Source organism: Corynebacterium tuscaniense (assembly GCF_008693065.1).
Classification (GTDB): domain Bacteria; phylum Actinomycetota; class Actinomycetes; order Mycobacteriales; family Mycobacteriaceae; genus Corynebacterium; species Corynebacterium tuscaniense.
In genome coordinates, this window is record NZ_VXKH01000003.1 from 98,545 (window position 1) to 116,941 (window position 18,397).

The 18,397-nt window shown below is 61.2% G+C and carries 21 protein-coding genes; 12 read left to right on the forward strand and 9 right to left on the reverse strand.

Going from position 1 to position 18,397, the window contains the following annotated elements:
- Positions 1–11 precede the first annotated feature (11 nt).
- The 5 genes from F4V54_RS01960 to F4V54_RS01980 are packed head-to-tail and all read left to right on the forward strand — an operon-like array spanning position 12 to position 2,804.
- Positions 12–536 (forward strand): ArsR/SmtB family transcription factor, encoded by a 525-nt coding sequence (locus F4V54_RS01960; RefSeq protein WP_150386054.1) that lies wholly within the window; start codon positions 12–14, stop codon positions 534–536.
- Positions 536–1,558, forward strand: a complete 1,023-nt coding sequence (locus tag F4V54_RS01965; protein ID WP_249041199.1) for a serine hydrolase domain-containing protein — start codon at positions 536–538, stop codon at positions 1,556–1,558. Before F4V54_RS01960 ends, F4V54_RS01965 begins: the two co-directional genes overlap by 1 nt.
- A complete protein-coding gene (locus tag F4V54_RS01970) occupies positions 1,555–1,812 on the forward strand; it encodes a hypothetical protein (RefSeq protein WP_150386055.1) in 258 nt (85 codons plus the stop codon). The genes F4V54_RS01965 and F4V54_RS01970 overlap by 4 nt, the downstream gene beginning before the upstream one ends.
- A gap of 21 nt (positions 1,813–1,833) precedes the next feature.
- The gene (locus F4V54_RS01975) at positions 1,834–2,502 is read left to right on the forward strand and encodes a hypothetical protein (protein WP_150386056.1); all 669 of its coding nucleotides are present in this window, start codon (positions 1,834–1,836) and stop codon (positions 2,500–2,502) included.
- Positions 2,490–2,804, forward strand: a complete 315-nt coding sequence (locus F4V54_RS01980; RefSeq protein ID WP_150386057.1) for a hypothetical protein — start codon at positions 2,490–2,492, stop codon at positions 2,802–2,804. Before F4V54_RS01975 ends, F4V54_RS01980 begins: the two co-directional genes overlap by 13 nt.
- 6 nt (positions 2,805–2,810) lie before the next feature.
- On the opposite strand, the gene ligA is transcribed toward F4V54_RS01980, so the two are convergent.
- On the reverse strand, positions 2,811–4,820 hold the full coding sequence (ligA, locus tag F4V54_RS01985; protein ID WP_150386075.1) for an NAD-dependent DNA ligase LigA: 2,010 nt from the start codon (positions 4,818–4,820) through the stop codon (positions 2,811–2,813).
- Between the two features lie 73 nt (positions 4,821–4,893).
- The gene (locus tag F4V54_RS01990; protein ID WP_150386058.1) at positions 4,894–5,655 is read right to left on the reverse strand and encodes a MerR family transcriptional regulator; all 762 of its coding nucleotides are present in this window, start codon (positions 5,653–5,655) and stop codon (positions 4,894–4,896) included.
- A 73-nt stretch (positions 5,656–5,728) separates the two neighbouring features.
- On the opposite strand from F4V54_RS01990, the gene F4V54_RS01995 reads away from it, so the two are divergent.
- Positions 5,729–6,406 (forward strand): 3'-5' exonuclease, encoded by a 678-nt coding sequence (locus F4V54_RS01995; RefSeq protein WP_034664165.1) that lies wholly within the window; start codon positions 5,729–5,731, stop codon positions 6,404–6,406.
- A 4-nt stretch (positions 6,407–6,410) separates the two neighbouring features.
- Here the strand turns inward: F4V54_RS01995 and F4V54_RS02000 are convergent, their stop codons facing one another.
- Positions 6,411–7,283 carry a uroporphyrinogen decarboxylase/cobalamine-independent methonine synthase family protein gene (locus F4V54_RS02000; protein ID WP_170253086.1) on the reverse strand — a complete coding sequence of 291 codons (873 nt, stop codon included), beginning with the start codon at positions 7,281–7,283 and terminating at the stop codon, positions 6,411–6,413.
- Positions 7,280–8,389: a tRNA 2-thiouridine(34) synthase MnmA gene (gene mnmA / locus F4V54_RS02005; protein WP_150386059.1), complete on the reverse strand. Its 1,110-nt coding sequence runs from the start codon at positions 8,387–8,389 to the stop codon at positions 7,280–7,282. The genes F4V54_RS02000 and mnmA overlap by 4 nt, the downstream gene beginning before the upstream one ends.
- 106 nt (positions 8,390–8,495) lie before the next feature.
- On the opposite strand from mnmA, the gene F4V54_RS02010 reads away from it, so the two are divergent.
- The 6 genes from F4V54_RS02010 (at position 8,496) to F4V54_RS02035 (ending at position 13,607) form a co-directional block, all read left to right on the forward strand.
- The gene (locus F4V54_RS02010) at positions 8,496–9,629 is read left to right on the forward strand and encodes a sensor histidine kinase (RefSeq protein ID WP_150386060.1); all 1,134 of its coding nucleotides are present in this window, start codon (positions 8,496–8,498) and stop codon (positions 9,627–9,629) included.
- Positions 9,626–10,312, forward strand: coding sequence for a response regulator (locus F4V54_RS02015; RefSeq protein WP_150386061.1), 687 nt, complete (start codon positions 9,626–9,628; stop codon positions 10,310–10,312). Before F4V54_RS02010 ends, F4V54_RS02015 begins: the two co-directional genes overlap by 4 nt.
- Positions 10,313–10,395: 83 nt before the next feature.
- On the forward strand, positions 10,396–11,313 hold the full coding sequence (locus tag F4V54_RS02020) for an ABC transporter ATP-binding protein (RefSeq protein ID WP_150386062.1): 918 nt from the start codon (positions 10,396–10,398) through the stop codon (positions 11,311–11,313).
- The gene (locus F4V54_RS02025) at positions 11,310–12,056 is read left to right on the forward strand and encodes an ABC transporter permease (RefSeq protein WP_052092829.1); all 747 of its coding nucleotides are present in this window, start codon (positions 11,310–11,312) and stop codon (positions 12,054–12,056) included. Before F4V54_RS02020 ends, F4V54_RS02025 begins: the two co-directional genes overlap by 4 nt.
- Positions 12,057–12,060: 4 nt before the next feature.
- Positions 12,061–12,810, forward strand: coding sequence for an ABC transporter permease (locus tag F4V54_RS02030; protein ID WP_102723775.1), 750 nt, complete (start codon positions 12,061–12,063; stop codon positions 12,808–12,810).
- An 11-nt stretch (positions 12,811–12,821) separates the two neighbouring features.
- Positions 12,822–13,607, forward strand: a complete 786-nt coding sequence (locus F4V54_RS02035; RefSeq protein ID WP_150386063.1) for a spermidine synthase — start codon at positions 12,822–12,824, stop codon at positions 13,605–13,607.
- An 8-nt stretch (positions 13,608–13,615) separates the two neighbouring features.
- Here the strand turns inward: F4V54_RS02035 and F4V54_RS02040 are convergent, their stop codons facing one another.
- The 5 genes from F4V54_RS02040 to F4V54_RS02060 form a co-directional block, all read right to left on the reverse strand.
- Positions 13,616–14,683, reverse strand: coding sequence for a glycoside hydrolase family 25 protein (locus F4V54_RS02040; protein ID WP_150386064.1), 1,068 nt, complete (start codon positions 14,681–14,683; stop codon positions 13,616–13,618).
- A 59-nt stretch (positions 14,684–14,742) separates the two neighbouring features.
- Positions 14,743–15,879, reverse strand: coding sequence for a cysteine desulfurase family protein (locus F4V54_RS02045; protein WP_150386065.1), 1,137 nt, complete (start codon positions 15,877–15,879; stop codon positions 14,743–14,745).
- Between the two features lie 4 nt (positions 15,880–15,883).
- A complete protein-coding gene (locus F4V54_RS02050) occupies positions 15,884–16,837 on the reverse strand; it encodes an electron transfer flavoprotein subunit alpha/FixB family protein (RefSeq protein ID WP_150386066.1) in 954 nt (317 codons plus the stop codon).
- Positions 16,838–16,850: 13 nt separating this feature from the next.
- Positions 16,851–17,636, reverse strand: a complete 786-nt coding sequence (locus F4V54_RS02055; RefSeq protein ID WP_034664161.1) for an electron transfer flavoprotein subunit beta/FixA family protein — start codon at positions 17,634–17,636, stop codon at positions 16,851–16,853.
- A 41-nt stretch (positions 17,637–17,677) separates the two neighbouring features.
- Positions 17,678–18,397: THUMP-like domain-containing protein (locus F4V54_RS02060; RefSeq protein ID WP_428840480.1), on the reverse strand; the 720-nt coding region annotated here is incomplete at its 5' end.

Genomic DNA, 18,397 nt, shown 5'->3' on the forward strand with positions numbered 1-18,397 from the left:
TTTCTAGAGTCATGCAACAGGAAATTTCCATTTCCCATGAAACCGATACAACGATCCTGGAGCGCCTGAAAGCTCTCGAGTCCCGAGTCGCTGCCCTCGAATCCTCCCCCACTTCATCGTCTTCGGGAGATTTCTGGGTCGTGGACCAGATCCAGTGCTCGAACTCTTCCGATCACGACCATCATGGATCCGTCGTCTTCGGAGGTGCCGTCACACTTGACGGCCGGGAGTACGCGTACCAATGGGAACGCAGCGCCGACTACCTCACCGGCCGCGAGTGGAACGAGTACATTCACCGCATCGCCGCGATCGCACATCCAGTCCGAGGCGCTATCCTCCGCCGACTCTTGGTGGCGCCCGCAACAGTCGCCGAGCTTGTCGACGAAGCCCTTGTTTCCTCCACCGGCACCGCCTATCACCACATTGGCGCCCTTCAGAGCGCCGGCTGGATTGCCAAACTCGACGGCCGCTACGAAGTCAGGTCTTCCCGTGTCATTCCCCTATTGACCATCATTGCCGCCGGAGAGGACCACTAATGCGCCAGCAATATATCCGCCGCATCGCCGTAGGCGTCCCCGCTGCTCTGGCCACTCTTTCATTACTGCTCTATTTCGGCCCTCGCCCCATCGATTCCGCTACAGACCACACTGGCGACGACACAATTACATCGGTGCTCGTCGCCCACGCCCCCAAGGGGTACCACCAACTCGCCGGATTCATCTACGACGGTGGCGAGGTCCGCTTCGGCGGCCTGGGAGCCGACCAACACACCGAGTTCGAGATCGGTTCCCTGACCAAGACTTTCAACGGCGAGCTGGCCCGCCAACAAATTGAAAATGGCTCCCTTCGCCTGGATACCCAAGTCCAAGACATTATCGATGCTGCAGGAACCCCAATTGCTGATGTCACCATTAAGGAACTACTCAATCACACCTCCGGCCTATCCAGACTGGAAGGCGTGGGCTTTGCCAACCTAGTGCTGTCCCTGCTCCGCAATGGCGGCAATCCGTACAAGGATGCCACCCCGAACGACATTCTGGAAGCTGCCAAGCAAGCAGAACTCAAAAATCGTGGCGAAGAAAACTACTCCAATTACGGTCACGCCCTTCTCGGACAGCTCCTCGCTGTCAACGCTGACACTCCCTATGAAGAGCTGTTGCGCACCCGGATCTTCGAGCCAGCCGGAATGGCCTCGACTTTCCTCGCCATGCCGGGCACCGTCGACGGCCACCCACAGGGTCTCACTTTCAACGGCCGTAAAGCCGAGCGTTGGGATATGAACGGATGGGCTCCCGCAGGCGCCATCCGTTCCACTGCACACGACATTGCCAAGTATGTCGACTGGGTTGTCGCACACGGTGGCCCGGAGCTCGGCTGGGCGGATTTTGAGGAAGACGACACAACATATATCTTCCACAACGGCGGAACCGGCGGATACAGCACAATGCTCGTCTGGGACCCAGAATCACCACATCCTCGCGCCGCATTCGTCGCTAATTCGAGTGAAGCCGACGTCGACGACCTTGGAATTGAACTGGTAAAAGGTACGCGCCCATGATCAGCCTAATTGTCATTCTAGTCTTGCTCGGGTTATCGACGTTCAGCTTGATGCGCAAGAAGAAGCCATTCATTGGTTTCTTGGATGCAGTTGTCACATCCCTCGTAGTGGTTCTCATCGCCCGAGGGATGAGTTGGAATGAATCCATCCCGATCCTTGTCTGGTGGCTCTTCGCGGCTTGGGCAGCCATCCTCGTGGGCCTCCAATCAGCGAGTCTGTTGACCCAAGAAGGTACAACCGAATCCAACGGTTAGCAGCCAACTATCCTTGTGAACATGAACGATATGGAAAAGCTCTACGAGTCTGCGGCGAAGCTGCAGAAAGTGGCGCCAGATGCCGTACTCGTCGGAGGAAGTGCGGCCGTTTTCTACGCTGGCCACCGCATGTCGTTCGATCATGATCACGTGATCCAGAACCTTCAAGGACGGTACGACGCAGTTCTTGAATCGGTTATGGCGCTCGAGGGCTGGACTACCGATCCACGCGCTTCCAAGCCGCCAATGACGATTATGGGCAGTCTCGATGACTATCAAGCTGGTCTTCGTAACTTACGACGCAAAACCCCATTAGAGATCGAAGAGATCACTCTCCCATCGGGGGACACCCTCCGGATTCCTACAATTGCCGAAGTCCTACGCACAAAGGCCTTTCTCATCGTTCGTCGAAACCAAGTGCGCGATTATCTCGACGTAGCTGCCGTTAGCTCCCAATTAGGCATCAAGACAGCCTGCAAGATTCTTTCCAACATCGATTCGTACTACTCCGAGATGACCGAAACCGATGGTTCAGTGCTTTCCGAGCTGATCTTCATGTTGGCGGCACCGAATCCTGCAGACACCCGGAATCGAGATTCGCTTGCGAACTACAAGGGTGTTTCAGCCGATTGGAATTCATGGTCACGGGTAGAAGCCACGTGTAAGGAGTTGGCTGCATGTCTCACGTAATTCGTCCGCAGATGTTCCGAAACGTCTCGGCATCGCCAAAGGATCCGATCTCCTCGTGGCCCTACGAGGTGTACGCCGCCACCCTGCAATACGGCAATGTTTTTGACTGGCGGGTCTTCGCCGAGGAAATCCGTCGGGACCCATGGGGCGAGGTGGCAGAGCTCATGAACAGTGTCGTCCATGAGCTTCCCAATTTGGATGCTTCCCCACTCTTCTTCCTCATTCTGGGGCAGGCCCGTGGGGATGAAGAGATCTTCTTCAAGTCGCTGCCTGGGCGCGACAACGACTATGAAGCCTGGTGATTCGGTCTAAATCTCGCCGGTTTCCAGCAGCTGTTCAAACTGGGCTTCGTCCAAGATGGTGATGCCCAGGTCGCGTGCTTTCTCCTCCTTGGAACCGGCGTTCTCCCCCACCACGACGTAGTCGGTCTTCTTCGACACCGAACCCGACGCCTTGCCACCGCGGGACAGGATTGCCTCCTTGGCGCTGTCGCGGGAGAAGTTCTCCAGCGTTCCGGTGACCACGATGGTCAGGCCTTCAAGCGTTTGGGGTGCTGCGTCCTCGACGGAATCTTCCATGGTCACGCCAGCAGCGGCCCACTTATCCACGATGTCCACATGCCAGTCAATCTCAAACCAATCCTTGAAGGACTCGGCGATGATCGTGCCGACACCGTCGGTCTCAGCAAGGTCTTCTACCGAGGCTGCACGCAGCGCATCCATGGACTTGTAGCGCGCCGCCAAAGACCGCGCCGCCGTCGGACCAACATGGCGGATCGACAAGGCCACCAGCACGCGCCACAGGTCAGTGGTCTTTTTCTCCTGCAGGTTGCTCAGGAGCTTCTTACCCGACGCATTCACCGTGCCCTTCTGGGTGGTGTACACACTGGATTTTGCCAAGTCGTCGACGGTGAGGTCGAAAAGCGTGGATTCGTCGATAAGCACTCCCGATGCGATGAGATCATGCGCACCCTTCTCGCCGAGAGCTTCGATGTCGAAGGCCCCGCGGGAACCGATGTATTCCAGGCGCGCGCCGAGCTGCGCCGGGCACGAGCGGGTGTTCGGGCAACGCCAATCCGCATCGCCTTCCTTCGCGGGCGCGAGCTCCGTGCCACACGCCGGGCAATCCTTGGGGAACACGAACTCGCGCTCAGTGCCGTCACGCAGACCGGCGACCGGGCCGAGGACCTCCGGAATAATCTCGCCGGCCTTACGTACCACCACCGTGTCACCGATGAGCACGCCTTTGCGTTTGACCTCCGTCTGGTTGTGCAACGTGGCCATCGCAACCGTGGACCCGGAGACGAACACCGGTTCCATCACGGCATACGGCGTAGCGCGACCCGTACGACCAATGGACACCTCAATATCCAGCAGCTTCGTGGTCACTTCCTCCGGCGGGTACTTGTACGCGATCGCCCACCGTGGCGCGCGCGATGTGAAACCGAGCTGCCGTTGTGTGGCTAGGTCATCGACCTTGATCACCACACCGTCCATCTCGTGGATGGCATCATGGCGGTGATCAGCCCAGTAAGTGACCGCGTCCTGGACCTCCTGCGCGGTCGAAGCCTTCTTGGTGTATTCGCTAACGGGCAGACCCCAGGACGCAAGCTTCTCGTACGCCTCATGCTGGGAGGTGAGCTCCACACCCTCGCGCGCGCCAATGCCGTGGCAGATCATGCGCAACTTACGCTTGCGCACCGCCTCCGGGTCCTTCTGGCGCAGGCCACCAGCTGCGGTGTTTCGCGGGTTGGCAAACGGCTTGCCGCCCTCCTTCTGGCGCAGTTCATTGAGCTCCGGGAAGTCCTCCGGGCGGATGAACACCTCACCACGGACTTCCACCAGTGCCGGTGCGTCGCCTTTAAGCTCGTGCGGGATGTCCTCAATAACCCGGGCGTTGGCGGTGATGTCCTCGCCCACGCGACCGTCCCCACGCGTGGCAGCGCGGACGAGTGTGCCATTCTCGTAGACCAGGTCGATGGACACGCCGTCGATCTTCAGCTCCGTCAGGTAGGGTCCGGGGGTTTTGGCCAGCCATTCCGCGAGCTCTTCGGCTGAGAACACGTTGTCCAAACTGGTCATCGGCTCAAGGTGCTCAACATCCGCGAAGGCCGAGTCCGTCACCGCCGCACCGACTTCCTTTGTCGGCGAATCCGGCACCGCCAGCTCTGGGTGTTCTGCCTCCAGTTTCTGGAGGGCCCGGAACATCTCATCGAACTCCGCGTCCGTAATCACCGGGTCGCCGTTGTAGTACAGGTCTCGGTGGTGGCGGACCTCCTTGGCCAGTTCATCCCACTCGCGGAGGAGATCCTTATCGATGCTGCCGTTATTCTCAGTCACGCTGCCCCAGTGTAGATACGCAGAAACGGGAACCACCCAAGGACTCCCCTACTCACCACTCCGGATTGTTCACATCCACGCCCTCAGTCGCAGCATGCTTTTCGACGAGCTCCAGCAGGTATTCCTGCGCCCCCTTGTACGCCTCGTGGAAGCGCTCATCACCGACATACATGCGCGCCAGGATGAGCTGACGGGACGGGGTGACCTCGTACCACTGCCCGATCATCTCTCGGTGGCGAGCGACGAGCGCGGAGGCTTCCTCAGAGCCAGCCTCCACCCCAGCGTCTCGTGCAGCAACCAGATCCGCGGCGAAGGCCTCCTGGTCGCGTTGTAGCTGGGCGAAGTCGTCTTCACCCATCTGCGCCAGTTTCTCTTGGGACTGCGCCCATTCGGCAGTATCACCCCAGCGTTCCTCGGCTTCCGCCTGGTATTCCGGCATTTTCTCCCCGAGGTATTTCTTCATTGCGTCCATGTTGATCTGTCCTTTCACAGTTTCATTAATAAGTTCATCCACCGCCTTGATCTGCTCGTTCACAGCAGCAAGCCGTTGAGCCAACTCGGCGCGGTGGTGGTTCAGGGCGGATCGGAGGGTGTGCGAGGGGGCGTCGATAAGCTCGGCGATGCTTTCCAGCGACATGCCCACGCCGCGGTAGAGCGCGATGGCTGCGCAGCGTTCCACGTCAGCATCTGAATACATCCGGTACCCGCTGTAGGTACGGGCTGGCTCCAACAAACCGCGCGCCTCCCAATGCCTTAGCGCTTTAGTGCTCAGGCCGAGCATGTCGGCCATTTCTCCGATCGTGTAATCACCCATGGCACTAGTGTGAACGTTGACCTTGGGGCAAGGTCAAGATGTGGGTGTCGCGTCGCTCATTAGAATGAGCACCATGCCTACATTCGACGCGTCGCGGATGCTCTCCTTCGACCTTGAAACCACCTCGGCGAATCCGCTGGAGGCACGCATTGTTACCTCTGCACTCGTGCGTATCGACGGTCGCGAGGTCACCGCCACCGAACACCTCGCCGACCCTGGCGTGGAGATCCCTGAACAGGCCGCTGCGATCCATGGCATCTCTACGGAAAAGGCCCGCGCGGAAGGTCGCCCGCATAGTGAGGTATTGAAGGAGACCGTGGACACCATCAAGCAGGCCTGGGACGACGGTTTCACCCTGATCGTGTTCAATGCACCGTACGACCTGACGGTGCTGCGCGCGTTGACCGGCGATTTCACCGTGACTGGCCCGGTGTTTGATCCGCTGCTCATTGACCGCGCGATGGACCGCTACCGCAAGGGCGGCAAGCGCAATCTCGGCGCACTATCGGAGCACTATGGTGTGCAGCTAGAAAATGCTCACGAAGCCACCTCTGACGCGATGGCTGCTGCGCGCATCGCCTGGAAGCAGGTCAATTCCGTCTGGCCGGAGCTGGCCCAGAAGGACCTGGATGAGCTCATGGAATTCCAAGCTGTCAAGCATTTTGAAATTCAGACGGACTTCCGCAAATACATGGAATCCCGCGGCCGTGATACCTCCGGCATCAACACCGCGTGGCCCATGATCAGCTAGTCCCTTACTTCGGCGTGGCAGCAATCGCGTCTGCCATTTCCGCTGCGGCGCTATAGTTCGCCGCGGTAGCCAGCAGCGTCGGACCAGGTTCCGCGTAAACGTCGATTTTGGTTAATGCCGGATCGATCTGTAGCTGGTCGAAGATGTTGAACACATCGCGCGGTTTCATCACCGGTACCGCGATCCGCGCACCACGGTCGAACGCGCCGGCAAGAGCATCCCAGTCGAACTCCCCTGCTAGGTTCACGGTGAACCAGTCGGCCCCGTACAAAGGTTCCGGCGCGTTGAGGAGGTGCTCGCCGAAGGGCTCGTAGGCCTCCAGGAGACGCTCGTCGGGAACGGCAGGGATCTCCTCGTAGTCCGTCGTTCCTTTGACCGTTCCACCTCGCACGTTCTCGAGCGCCGGCTCGTCGAGCTGCAGGATGGTTGGCACGCCGAATCGCTTCTCCACATCTCTCCTATGCTCCGCCGCCGCATACACCAAGGCCTCTGCAATATCCCGTGTCGCCCCACGGTCCGTGATCATGCGGTGGCCATTGGCCATTTCGAGCTGTGCGGCGAGAGTCCACGGGCCTACGAGCTGGACTTTGAGTTCGGTGACCTTGCCAGCCCAGAGTTCCTCGAGCAGATCAAGGCCACGTTCGAATTGATCGCGGGCACGCATGGTGGCGATCTGTGGGCGGCGTGTGACCCGCCAGGAGCGCGGTCCGATATCGAGGTTCAGTGGCAAAAGCGCGACCGTGCGACCAATGAGATCAGAGCCCACTCCACGGGCAGGTAGCTGCGGAAGGTGCGGTGTCGGTAGCTCGGAGAGCACGACGTCCGCGGCCTGCGCAAGGTCGGTGCCGGGCATAGACCCCAGGCCAAACGCCGTCACGCTGACTCCGTCCCGCAGATCGTGCCGGAACCCAGCACGATGTCCCCCAGCCCATCAGGGTCTGGCAGGTACAGCACGGCAGCCTGGCCGCGTGCAACACCGGAGAGCGGCTCGGCAAGATCCAGGGTCATGGTGTCGGCTTCTAGGTCCACATGAGCGCGGCATTTCACCACACCGCCGTGGGCACGGATCTGCACGAGAGCGGAGAGCGGATCTCCGCCCTCGGAAGTTTCGGACATCACGGGGTGAAGAACCTTGAGACGGTCAGTGTGGATCGTGGTCACCTCGAGAGCCGCACGCGGACCGACAGTGACGGTGCCGGTTTCAGTATCAATATCGGTAACGTAGCGTGGCTTGCCATCGGCAGCTGGCACGCGGATATTCAGGCCCTTGCGCTGACCAATCGTGTACTGGAAAGCACCGTCGTGCTCTTTGAGCTCCGCGCCATCCTGGTCAACGATCATGCCGGGGCGCATGCCAATGGACTTGCCCAAAAACGCCTGGGTATTGCCGTCCGGGATGAAGCAGATGTCATAAGAATCTGGCTTCGACGCGGTGGAGAAGCCATAGGCGGCGGCTTCCGCGCGGATCTGTGGCTTCTCAGTGTCGCCAACTGGGAAGATGCAGCGGTCCAGCTCATCGCGCGTCATCACACCGAGGACGTAGGACTGATCTTTCAGGGCATCGGTGGAGCGGCGGAGGTTGCCAGAGGCGTCGATAATCGCGTAGTGGCCTGTTGCGATGGCGTCGAAGCCGAGAGCCATCGCGCGCTCGAGGAGTGCTGCGAACTTAATCTTCTCGTTGCAGCGCAGGCACGGGTTGGGGGTCTCCCCGCGGGCGTAGCTGTCCACGAAGTCATCGATGACTTCTTCTTTGAAGCGGTCGGAGAAATCCCACACGTAGAACGGAATGCCCAGCTTGTCGCACACGCGGCGCGCGTCGGCGGAGTCCTCGATCGAGCAGCAGCCACGCGCGGATTCGCGGGTTTGCTGCGCGTCCTTGCTCAGGGCGAGGTGAACGCCGACGACATCGTGTCCGGCATCGACGAGTCGCGCCGCCGCCACGGAGGAATCGACGCCGCCACTCATTGCTGCCAGAACTCGCACGTGGCGTGAGTGTAGTCGCGTCACCGCGGGACAGAAAATGCTCGACCCGCAAAGTGGTACCACGGTACGACGACAGTGATGCGCCCGGAAATTACGCTGGCAAAGCATGACCAATCATGTGGAGGTTGAGCTTATTCGACCCCGGGACGTACTTCTAGCGCTCGTGCTCGTGGCGTTTTGCCTCATCAGCCCGTTCGCGACAGGTTTCGGCTTGCTCGACGCAGCCCTTGTCGTATGCGCGGGTGCCGCGCCGTTCACGCGCCGTCGCTGGCCGTGGGTGACCATTGCGTCGTGCGTCGTGGTGCTCGCAGCCTGCTCTTGCACTGAAAAACTACCAACCGGGGTGATCGGTGTTGCGATGATCACCGCCTACATCATCGCGCGCCACCTTCCCGCACCCGTACGGTATGTCGTGGCCACCATGCTCCTTGCCGGCGACATCGCCGCGACGACGCTTATCGCCCCAGCTTTGGTGACGTTGCCATTGCCTGTGCGCGCCCCGTACATCGCATGGAGCGTCACGTTGCTCGTCATTGCCTTCCTTCTCGGTGAACTGCGGCACCGTGCGGAGGAAGCGGCAGCGAAGGAACTACAGATCCAGCTCGAGCGCCAGCGCGATGTATTCGAGCGTGTGGCAGCTGAACAGCGCGCGCATCTCGCCCGCGAAATCCACGACATTGTGACGCATTCTCTCACCGTCATCGTGGCGCAGGCCGACGGCGCACGCTACGGAGCCTCGTCCGACGACGCGCTGCGCACGATCAGCACGGTCGGCCGGGAATCGTTGCGCCAAATGCGCGGTGTCCTCAGCCTACTGCGTGGCGGGGAGCAGCGCCCTGTCGAGCCGCTCGTTCCCGCACTCGATATCGATGGTCTTGTCGCCACTACCCGCGCGGGCGGACTCGACATCGACTACAGCGTCGAAGGCACGCTGCCCCCACTCGACCCGGGCACGACGCTGACAATCCACCGCATCGTCCAAGAGGCACTTACCAATGCGATGAAGCACGGTGACGGCACTGCGCGGCTCACCGTTGCCTGGCATCCAACCGAGGCTGCAATCTGCCTCGAAAATGGGTTCACGCCCGGCGCCAAACACCAGCAGGGTCACGGTCTCCGCGGGATGCGCGAGCGAGCATCGCTTATCGACGGCTCCCTTACCTCCTCCCCCTCCCACAACAACACCTGGCTCACCGAAGCGCGCCTGCCTTTACAGCAAACAGATAGGGTCGAGCCATGACCCATTCCATCGGTCTCGTCGACGACCAGCTGCTCTTCCTCCACGGCATCCGCGCTGTGGTGGACTCCCAGCCGGACCTATCGGTGGGCTGGCTCGCTGGCAACGGTGAAGAGGCCCTGGAGGCGATGGCCGCTAACCCGGTCGACATCGTGCTCATGGACATCCAGATGCCGGTCCTCGACGGCATCGCAGCCACACGCCAGTTCTCGCAGCACTTCCCGGACGCGAAGGTCATCATTCTGACCACATTCGACGACGAAGGTTACGTGATGGGGGCATTGTCCGCGGGCGCGAGTGGATTCCTGCTCAAAGACGCAGAGCCAGACACGCTGTTGAGCGGTATCCGCACCACTGCGGCCGGGGATGCGGTGATCTCGCCGAGGGCGACGAAGCGGGTCGTCGATAAGCTCAGCTCTTCTTCTACTGAGGCCGATATGCCACTTGCTCCCGCCGATCGTCTTGCCTTGGACGAGTTGACTGCGCGCGAAACTGAGATCCTGGTCGCAGTCGGGCGTGGTTGGTCGAATGCGGAGATCGCCGAGCGGATGTTCATCTCCATGCCGACGGTGAAGACACATGTCGGGCGTGTCCTGGCGAAAACAGGCTCACGCGACCGTGTCCACGCCGCGCTGTTCGCGTACCGGACCGGACTCGTTGCGCGCAAAGACTTGCTGGATTCCTAGAGCGCGTCATACCCGAGTAGGACAGCGAAGATCATGCCCCGCGCCGACGCGGAAGCCCCTGGTCGTGCGGGAACCTTGAGTGCATGGAGACATCATCGATCATCAGGACAGAAAGTCTGACAAAGACGTACGGTGGCACAACCGTGGTCAACAACCTTGGCTTGGATGTTAAGCCCGGTACCGTGCACGGGCTGCTCGGTCCGAACGGGTCGGGCAAATCGACCACCATGAAAATGCTGCTCGGTTTGGTCTCACCCACCAGTGGCGAGATTGAGATGCTCGGGCGGCCCATGAACCGCGCGACCCGCCCCGAGGTGCTCGCCGGCGTGGGCGCGCTTATCGAGGCACCATCCGCATACCCGCATCTAACCGGCGGCGAGAACATGAAAATCGCATCGCGACTCTTCGGTGCCTCGGAAGCTAATGCGCAACGCGCGATCGACCTCGTGCGGCTGAGCAACCAGATGGACAAGCTGGTCAAGAACTACTCGCTGGGCATGAAACAACGCCTCGGCATCGCGATGGCTCTCACGCGCAACCCGCAGCTACTCATCCTCGACGAGCCCACCAATGGCCTCGACCCGGCGGGCATCGAGGAGATCCGCGCGCTCATCGTCAGCCTCGCCCGCGACGAAGGCCGCACTGTGCTGGTATCCAGCCACTTGCTCTCCGAGATCGAGAAAATGGCCTCGAATCTGACCATCATCAACCGTGGCACGCTTATCTTTCAGGGCTCGCAGCAGCAGCTTTACGACGCCCAACTGCCCGACATCTTCATCCAAACCCCCTCCGCGGATGTCGCCGCCTCACTTCTGGCAGCCCTGCACCCCGTGCAGGTTGCCGGCGGACTCGAGGTGAAGGGGCTCAGTGACACCCAAGTCGCCGATGCCTGCGCCCACCTGGTCAGACACGGTGTTCCACTCCACCAGGTCGTGCGCAAGCGCCGCAGCCTGGAGGAGATCTTCATCGGACTAACGGGACGGGAGGGTTTAAGCGCATGATCATCGAATTCGCTAAGCTGCGCCGCACCAAGGTCGTGCTGCTCGGGTTCCTCCTGTGCGCAGGCATTGTCCTGTTCGCCGGCATGAATCTCTTCGTCGAAGGCCGCCTGGACGACTTCCGCGCGGACCCCGAATCGTCCTGGGCCGCCCATCTTGTCGGATATTGCATGGCTCTGGCGTTCTTGTCGCCGGTGCAGTTGGCGGTCGTGGCCAGCCGCGTGGCGGACGCTGAGAACGTCAACGGCGGGTGGCGTCTCAACGCCATTGCCGGTGTGCCGCCAGGCACGTTGATCGTGCGCAAATTCGCAGTGGCGGCGGTGCTCGTGGCCGTGCTCAAACTCGTTGAATTCGCAGGCGTCTTTGTCATGCCTCTCCTCATGGGCGCCCCCGCCCCTGGCTCTGACATGCTGGAGGCCTGGTTACTCTTCGGCCTTGGCGCAATCGGAACCTCGCTGGCCTTGCTCGGCGTCATGCTGTGGTTAGCTGCGGTGACTGACTCCCAGATCGTCGTCCTCGCCATTGGTGTCGTCGGAGGCTTCCTCGGCGTTGCCGCGCTGCTCTCGCCAACGTGGCTGGCCACCATCAACCCCTTCGGATACTTCGCCATGCTCACCCCGTTCACCTTCGGCGAAACAAGCATCACACCAACTTCCCCGCACTGGTTCGCGTGGGGCACCTACATCATCACCGCCGCCGCTGTTGTCACCGTGGCAACCCGCATACTCGACCGGAAGGAGCTCTAGAAACATGAATTTGCTGCGCAACGACCTCACGAAATTTCGCCGGTCGCATATGTGGGCCGTCCTTACCCTTGTCCCGCTCATAGCAGTGGCAATCGGAGCCGGCAACTACGCCGGCAACCAAGGCCAACTCGATTCAGGATGGACGAGCTATCTGTCCCAGATCATGCTCTTCTACGGAATGATCTTCATGACAGTCGGAATCGCTATCATCGCCTCCGCCGCCTGGCGCGTGGAACACCGTGGCCACAACTGGCTTTCTCTGCTCACTTCCACCCGCTCCGCAAGCAGCCTGGCTGCCTCCAAGATCGCAGCGATCTCGCTCGTGGCGGTGGCGATGCAGGCAGCACTCGTCGTACTGGCCATCGTCGTCGGACTCGCCCTCGGCGTGCCCGGTACGCCGCCCGGAACATTCTTCGCGGTCGCGCTTCTCTCGTTGCTGCCCGCCACCGCGGTGTCCGCGTGGCAGTCTTTCCTGTCGATGGTGATTCGCAATTTTGCGGGTCCCGTCGCCATCGCATTGGTCGCAAGCATCTTCTCCTTCGGCGTCCTTGCTTCAGGCGCGACGTTCGCCCGCTTTGTCTTGCCGCCGGGACTGCTCAGCGACACCCTCTGGCTAGGAAGCAGCGCAGTGGCAGGAGCCAGCGCGATCAGCACGGCGACGGTCGCTCAAGTCGTGTTCGGATCACTCGCGCTCTCTGTGGCCGGATGGTTCGCCGCCACGGCCTATCTCCGGACAACGGATGTACGTCTGTAATCTCAGCGACTATGCCCCAGAAAAGCGAAACCTTCGAGATTGACACCGGTGTCGCGGAGATCATCCACCAACCGGATGGGTCGATGCTGTTGCTTGTGAACGGTGTGCCCAGCTCGCACATCGTGCCGGGTGAGCCGGAGCGGCTGGACTTTGAGTACATGCGGTGGATTGCGGCGGCGATCGAGGAAACGCGTTCCTGGGATAGACCTCGCCTGACGCATCTAGGTGGCGCGGGGTGCTCGCTGCCGCGTTACTTCGCGCACGTGTGGCCGCATTCGCGTAACACGGTCGTCGAATGGGACATGGATTTGGCGCAGCTCGCGCGGGAGAAGTTCGACATTCCGCGCGCGCCACTCGTGAAGATCCGGGTGGGCGACGCGCGCGATGTCACCGATGGGTTCGTCGAGGCGTCGCGCGATGTGATCATCCGCGATGTCTTCGAGTCAGCAACGACTCCGCGCAGCTTAACGACGCTCACCTTCTTCCACCACTGCCTCCGCTCCCTCTCCTCGACTGGTTTGTACGTGGCTAACTGTGGTTCGCGCGGTGACCTGAAAGAGGCGCGCGAGGAGCTGGCGGGCATGGCGGAAGTTTTCCCGCACCTTGCTGTGATTGCTGATCCGCCGATGTTGAAGGGCCGGCGCTACGGCAACATCATTTTGCTCGGCTCCCGGGCGGAGATACGCGAAAACCCCGAGCTGACCCGCAGGTTGCTCGGGGGTGGTGTGCCCGCTCACTTCAAAGGTGACAACTGGGCCCGCGACATGGCTGCTTCCGCAACGCCGCGCGAGGACTAGCTCGTGGACTATTTGACTTCGTTCTGCTTATTCGCGTTGTCCAGGAGGATAAGCAGGTCGCCGACGGAGTAGTCGTCTCCGACCATCATCTTGTTCAGGTCGTCGATCGGCAGGGTGCCGGTTTCAATCTGGCGGCGGGCGGTGTCCGCGATGTTGTGCGCATCTCCAGAGTCAAAACCGAAGTTCTGTGCAGCATTTTCCACCTGCTCCGGTGCAAGGATGCCCGAGGCCAGGCCGAGGATCGCGGCCGCAAGAGCCGTGTTGGACTGCTCCAGAACCTGCAGTGAATCGGAGAAATCCCCTTCGATCGGCTGATCCTGCAACGGCTCCAGGATGCCGCCGGTGGCGCCCAAATCACCAGCGGTGAAGCGTGCGAACTGGCCGTGGTTGCCGTTGAACAGGTTCAGGTCCACCGGAGTGTTGATGCCGGCCACGTTCCCGGACTCAGAGCGCTGCCAGATATCCACCTTGTCCCAGCCACCGACCGGTGCCGGCGCCTTGTTCTGGTAGGCAGCCAGCCACAGCGGGTAGTCGGAGAATTCCTCAGTGTTGCCCATCTGCTCCAGCCAGAAGTAACGGTAGGTGTACAGCATCGGGCGACGGCCAGTCTCGTTTTCTACCTCAGTGAGGAAGGTGCGGGTCCACTCCTTGAGCTCGTCCGGGTTCAGGCCTTCATCAACCTCAATGTCGAGGACCGGTGGCAAGGACAGCCCCGGCACTGAGTTGTACGCGCGGGCCAGGTTCTGTGCCTGTGAGACCGGGTCCTTTGCCGGACGGGCGTAGTGGTAGGCACCCACTGCCATGCCGGAGTCGATGGCGCCCTGCGCGAATTTTGCGAAGGCGTTGTCCGTGTAATCCTGACCTTCGGTCGCCTTGATGATGGCGAACTTGTGGTTATCGTCGCGCACCTCATGCCACGCGATGGAGTCACCACCGGTGTCCTGATGGTGGGAAACATCCACACCATTGATCCAGTCAGCAGGACTATCAGCGTGAACGTTGCCGGCGGCCATGACGCCGCCAAGGGCGATTGCAGCGGATGCGAGCAGGGCTGCGGGGCGCATAAAACGAGTCATGTTTTGCACCGTAGTTCACTTAAGTCACACACGCATCATGCGACACGCAAAAAACTTAATTAAAGAGATCCCACGCTGCGCGCTTTCTCAATCACATCGGGGAGAACGGTGACAAGATGGTCGATGTCATCCTGCGTCGTCGTGCGACCAAGGGTGAAGCGCAAAGCGCCATCCGCATGATCATCGGGCAAGCCCATCGCCTCAAGCACATGGCTGCGCTGGTTCACACCGTTATTGCATGCGGAACCTGTAGATGCCTCGATACCGTGGCTATCCAGGAGCATGATCATCGCGTCACCGTTGGCGCCTGGGAAGGTCAGATGCGCGTGCCCGGGGAGAACCTCTGTTGGCTGGTCTGCCCCAAGAACCGTCGCGTAGGAGCCGGGCACTGAGTGAGTGACGGTGGCGATGAGTTCGTCGCGAAGTTGTGAGAGGCGTTTATTCTCCGCGCCCATTTCGTCAACTGCTTCTTCGAGCGCAGCAGCGGTGGCGGCAGCTGCCGCGACGTCAACAGTTCCGGGGCGCAGGCCACGCTGCTGTCCCCCACCGGTGAGCACCGGGGCAGGAGTTGGGGAACGTCGGGCTAGCAAGATCCCGACGCCACGCGGCCCACCGAATTTGTGGGCGCTGGCGGCGAGTGTTGTTGTCCCGAGGGCGTTAAAGTCCACGGGGAGATGGCCCACCACCTGCACCGCATCCACATGGACGGGTGAGCCGACGGCGGTGGCACGGGAAACGATCTCGGTGACCGGCTGAATCGCGCCAGTCTCATTATTCGCCCACATACAGGTGACAACGGAGGCGGGCTGATCAAGGGCGTCGGTAAGCTGCACGAGCCCGTCCAGACCCACCGACAGCAGATCAACGGATGCGCCGTGCTTGGCCAGGTCCGCGACGGTTTCCCGCACCGCCGGGTGCTCAATCGGGGTGGACACGATGCGCGCACCTGGTTCTGCAGCGAACCCGCGGATGGCCACGTTATCAGCTTCCGTGCCGGAGCCGGTGAAGATCACCTCCACGGGATCCGCGCCAAGGATGCCCGCGATGGTTTCCCGTGCCTGGGACAGCACGGCATTGGCCTCACGGCCGGAGCGGTATTGCCCACCGGGGTTGAGAAAGTGGGCGTGCTCCACCCACGTGTCAACCGCCACCTGACGCATCGGCGTGGTGGCGGCGTGATCGAAGTAGCTCACCACAGGTTTACTGCTTGCGGGCCTGTAGCGCCTTGATCAACTCGGGCACGAATTCCTCCACATCGGCAACAACGCCGATGTCGGAGATAGCAAAGATCGGCTCTTCGCGGTCTTGGTTCACAGCAACGATGGTGCCCGAGGTCTGCATACCGGAGGTGTGCTGGATCGCGCCCGAGATACCCAAAGCGATGTACAGGTCTGGGGACACAGTGGCACCGGTCTGCCCCACCTGGGTTTCCGGGTCGGCGTAGCCCAGGTCCACGATGTCGCGGGTGGAACCGACAGCGGCACCGAGCTCGTCCGCGAGGCCCTCCACGTAATCCCGGAACCCGTCCGCATCACCAATACCGCGCCCACCGGACACAACCGTGGCTGCCTGGGTGAGTTCAGGGCGGTCGCCGCGCACCTTCGGAGTGAAGGATGTCACGCGGACATCGCGCTCAGTGGCGGCAGGGAGAGGCATGGGTGCGAGCTGACCCGCGGCAGCTTCCGGAACGGCCTTCACGGAACCCGGGCGCAGAGTGTAAATCGGGGTCGAACCACCGGCGGCAGTAGTGGTCTTATAAGCACCACCGAAGATCTCGTGGTGGGCAGTCCTATCTGCAGCGATGCCCACAACGTTGGTCAGTACACCGGCCCCCAGACGAGCGGCCAAACGGCCAGCGATCTCATTGCCGGTCGCGGTAGCCGCAATGACAATGGGTGCCGGGTTCGCCGCACCGAGAGCCTGCAGCGCATCCACCTCAGGGGTGATCAAGCGCGAGGTGTAATCCGCGGCAGACGCATCAATGACCTGCGCAGCACCAAGCTCAGCCAAGGACGGCGCCAGCGCAGCGGCCTCCCCGGGTGCACCAACAACCACAGCAGACACAACACCGAGCGGGCGCGCAACTGTGATCAGTTCGCCGGTGATGGGACTCAAGGTCGCGCCTGTGTGTTCAACAAGTACGTAGACGTGCATGAATCAAGGCTCCTTAAATGAGGTTTTGTTCGGCCAGGCGGGCAACAACCTGCTCGGCAATGTCGTCGGCAGGGCCTTCCAGGATCTCACCACTGGTACGGGCAGGGATCTCAGTAGCGGCGACAACAGAGGTAGCGGAGTGAGCCAAGCCCACCTGCGCCGGATCCACACCAATATCAGCCAGGCTCAGGCGCGTGATCTCGTGGTTCTTCGCGGCCTTCATGCCCTTGAAGTTGGGGAACCGAGGCTTATCCGCCAGCTCCGTCACGGTGACCAGCGCCGGCAGCGTCGCTTCCAGCTCCCAGGTGCCGTGCTCATCCTCGCGGGTGGCAGCGATCGTGTCACCGGAGATGCGCAGCCCATGTACCTGCGTCAAGGCTGGCACCTGGCGGTACTCTGCCAAGAGACCAGGCACCGCTCCGGTTTCACCATCCGAGGACTGGTTACCCGCAACGACCACTACCACATCATCAAGTGTGTTCAGCACGTTGTGCAACGCCCAGGCGGTGCCGATGGCATCGGAGCCGGCCAAGGCGTCGTCGATAAGCGAAACTGCATCATCCGCGCCCATCGCGATGGCCTTGCGCAATGCTTCCTCGCAGCCTTCCGGCCCCATCGTGACAGCGACAACCTTGTAGTCACCAGCTTCACGCAGGCGCAGCGCGGCCTCAACGGCGTATTCGTTGATTTCATCGAGGACATTGTCAGCGCTCGCGCGGTCGAGTGTGTTGTCCGGCTCGAGGGTCTTCGCCGACCACGTGTCGGGCACGTTTTTCACCAGCACAGCAATGGTGGGCATGAAAAAGTCACCTTCCGTCAAGATTTTTGCAAAGCTCAAGCCTAGCGCACTCGCGCACCGCAGATGAAGGCCGTAGCACTGTCCCCCACCCGCGCGATGACAACAGCCATCGGGCGCGAGCCTTTCAGCTTCAGCTTGGTACGCAATTGATCAGGATTCACATCAACACCGCGCACGAGAATTTCCAACGCACCCGCGCCATGCGCTTGGAGTGCGGGCCGCAGTTTCTTCAGCGGGACCTGCTCAATGAAAGGAAACCCCGAGTAGCCGTCCGGCAGTACATCTCCCGACAGGTATGCAATGTGCGGATCAAGCATGGTCAACCCGTGGCGTGCACCCCACTGTTGCACAAGGCCAGCGCGCACAATCGCGCCATCAGGATCGATGATGAAGCTTTTTGGCTTATCGACGTCCACCGTGCCCCCATCATCTGTCACCGTCTCCGTAAAGCCGTCCCGGATGACCACTGCTTCCCGGTGATGATCCGCGAAATCTGGTGTGTAGAGGCACGCTTCCTTCACTCCCCCGTCGACGCTGACCACACTGACTAGCCCGTGCCAGTCCGAGTAGTCAATGCCGGGCGCGCATTTGATGGCCAGTGCTGCGCCGGGATACGCATCCAACAGATCCGGCAGCGGCGGGATGAGCTTGGCTGGGTCCGTGATGCGCCGCCCATCAGCCCTGCGCGCGGGATCTGCCACGATGACGCGACCTGGGCCAGAGCCAGAGCATGCGCGGATGTGGGGGCCGGGGCAGCTGGC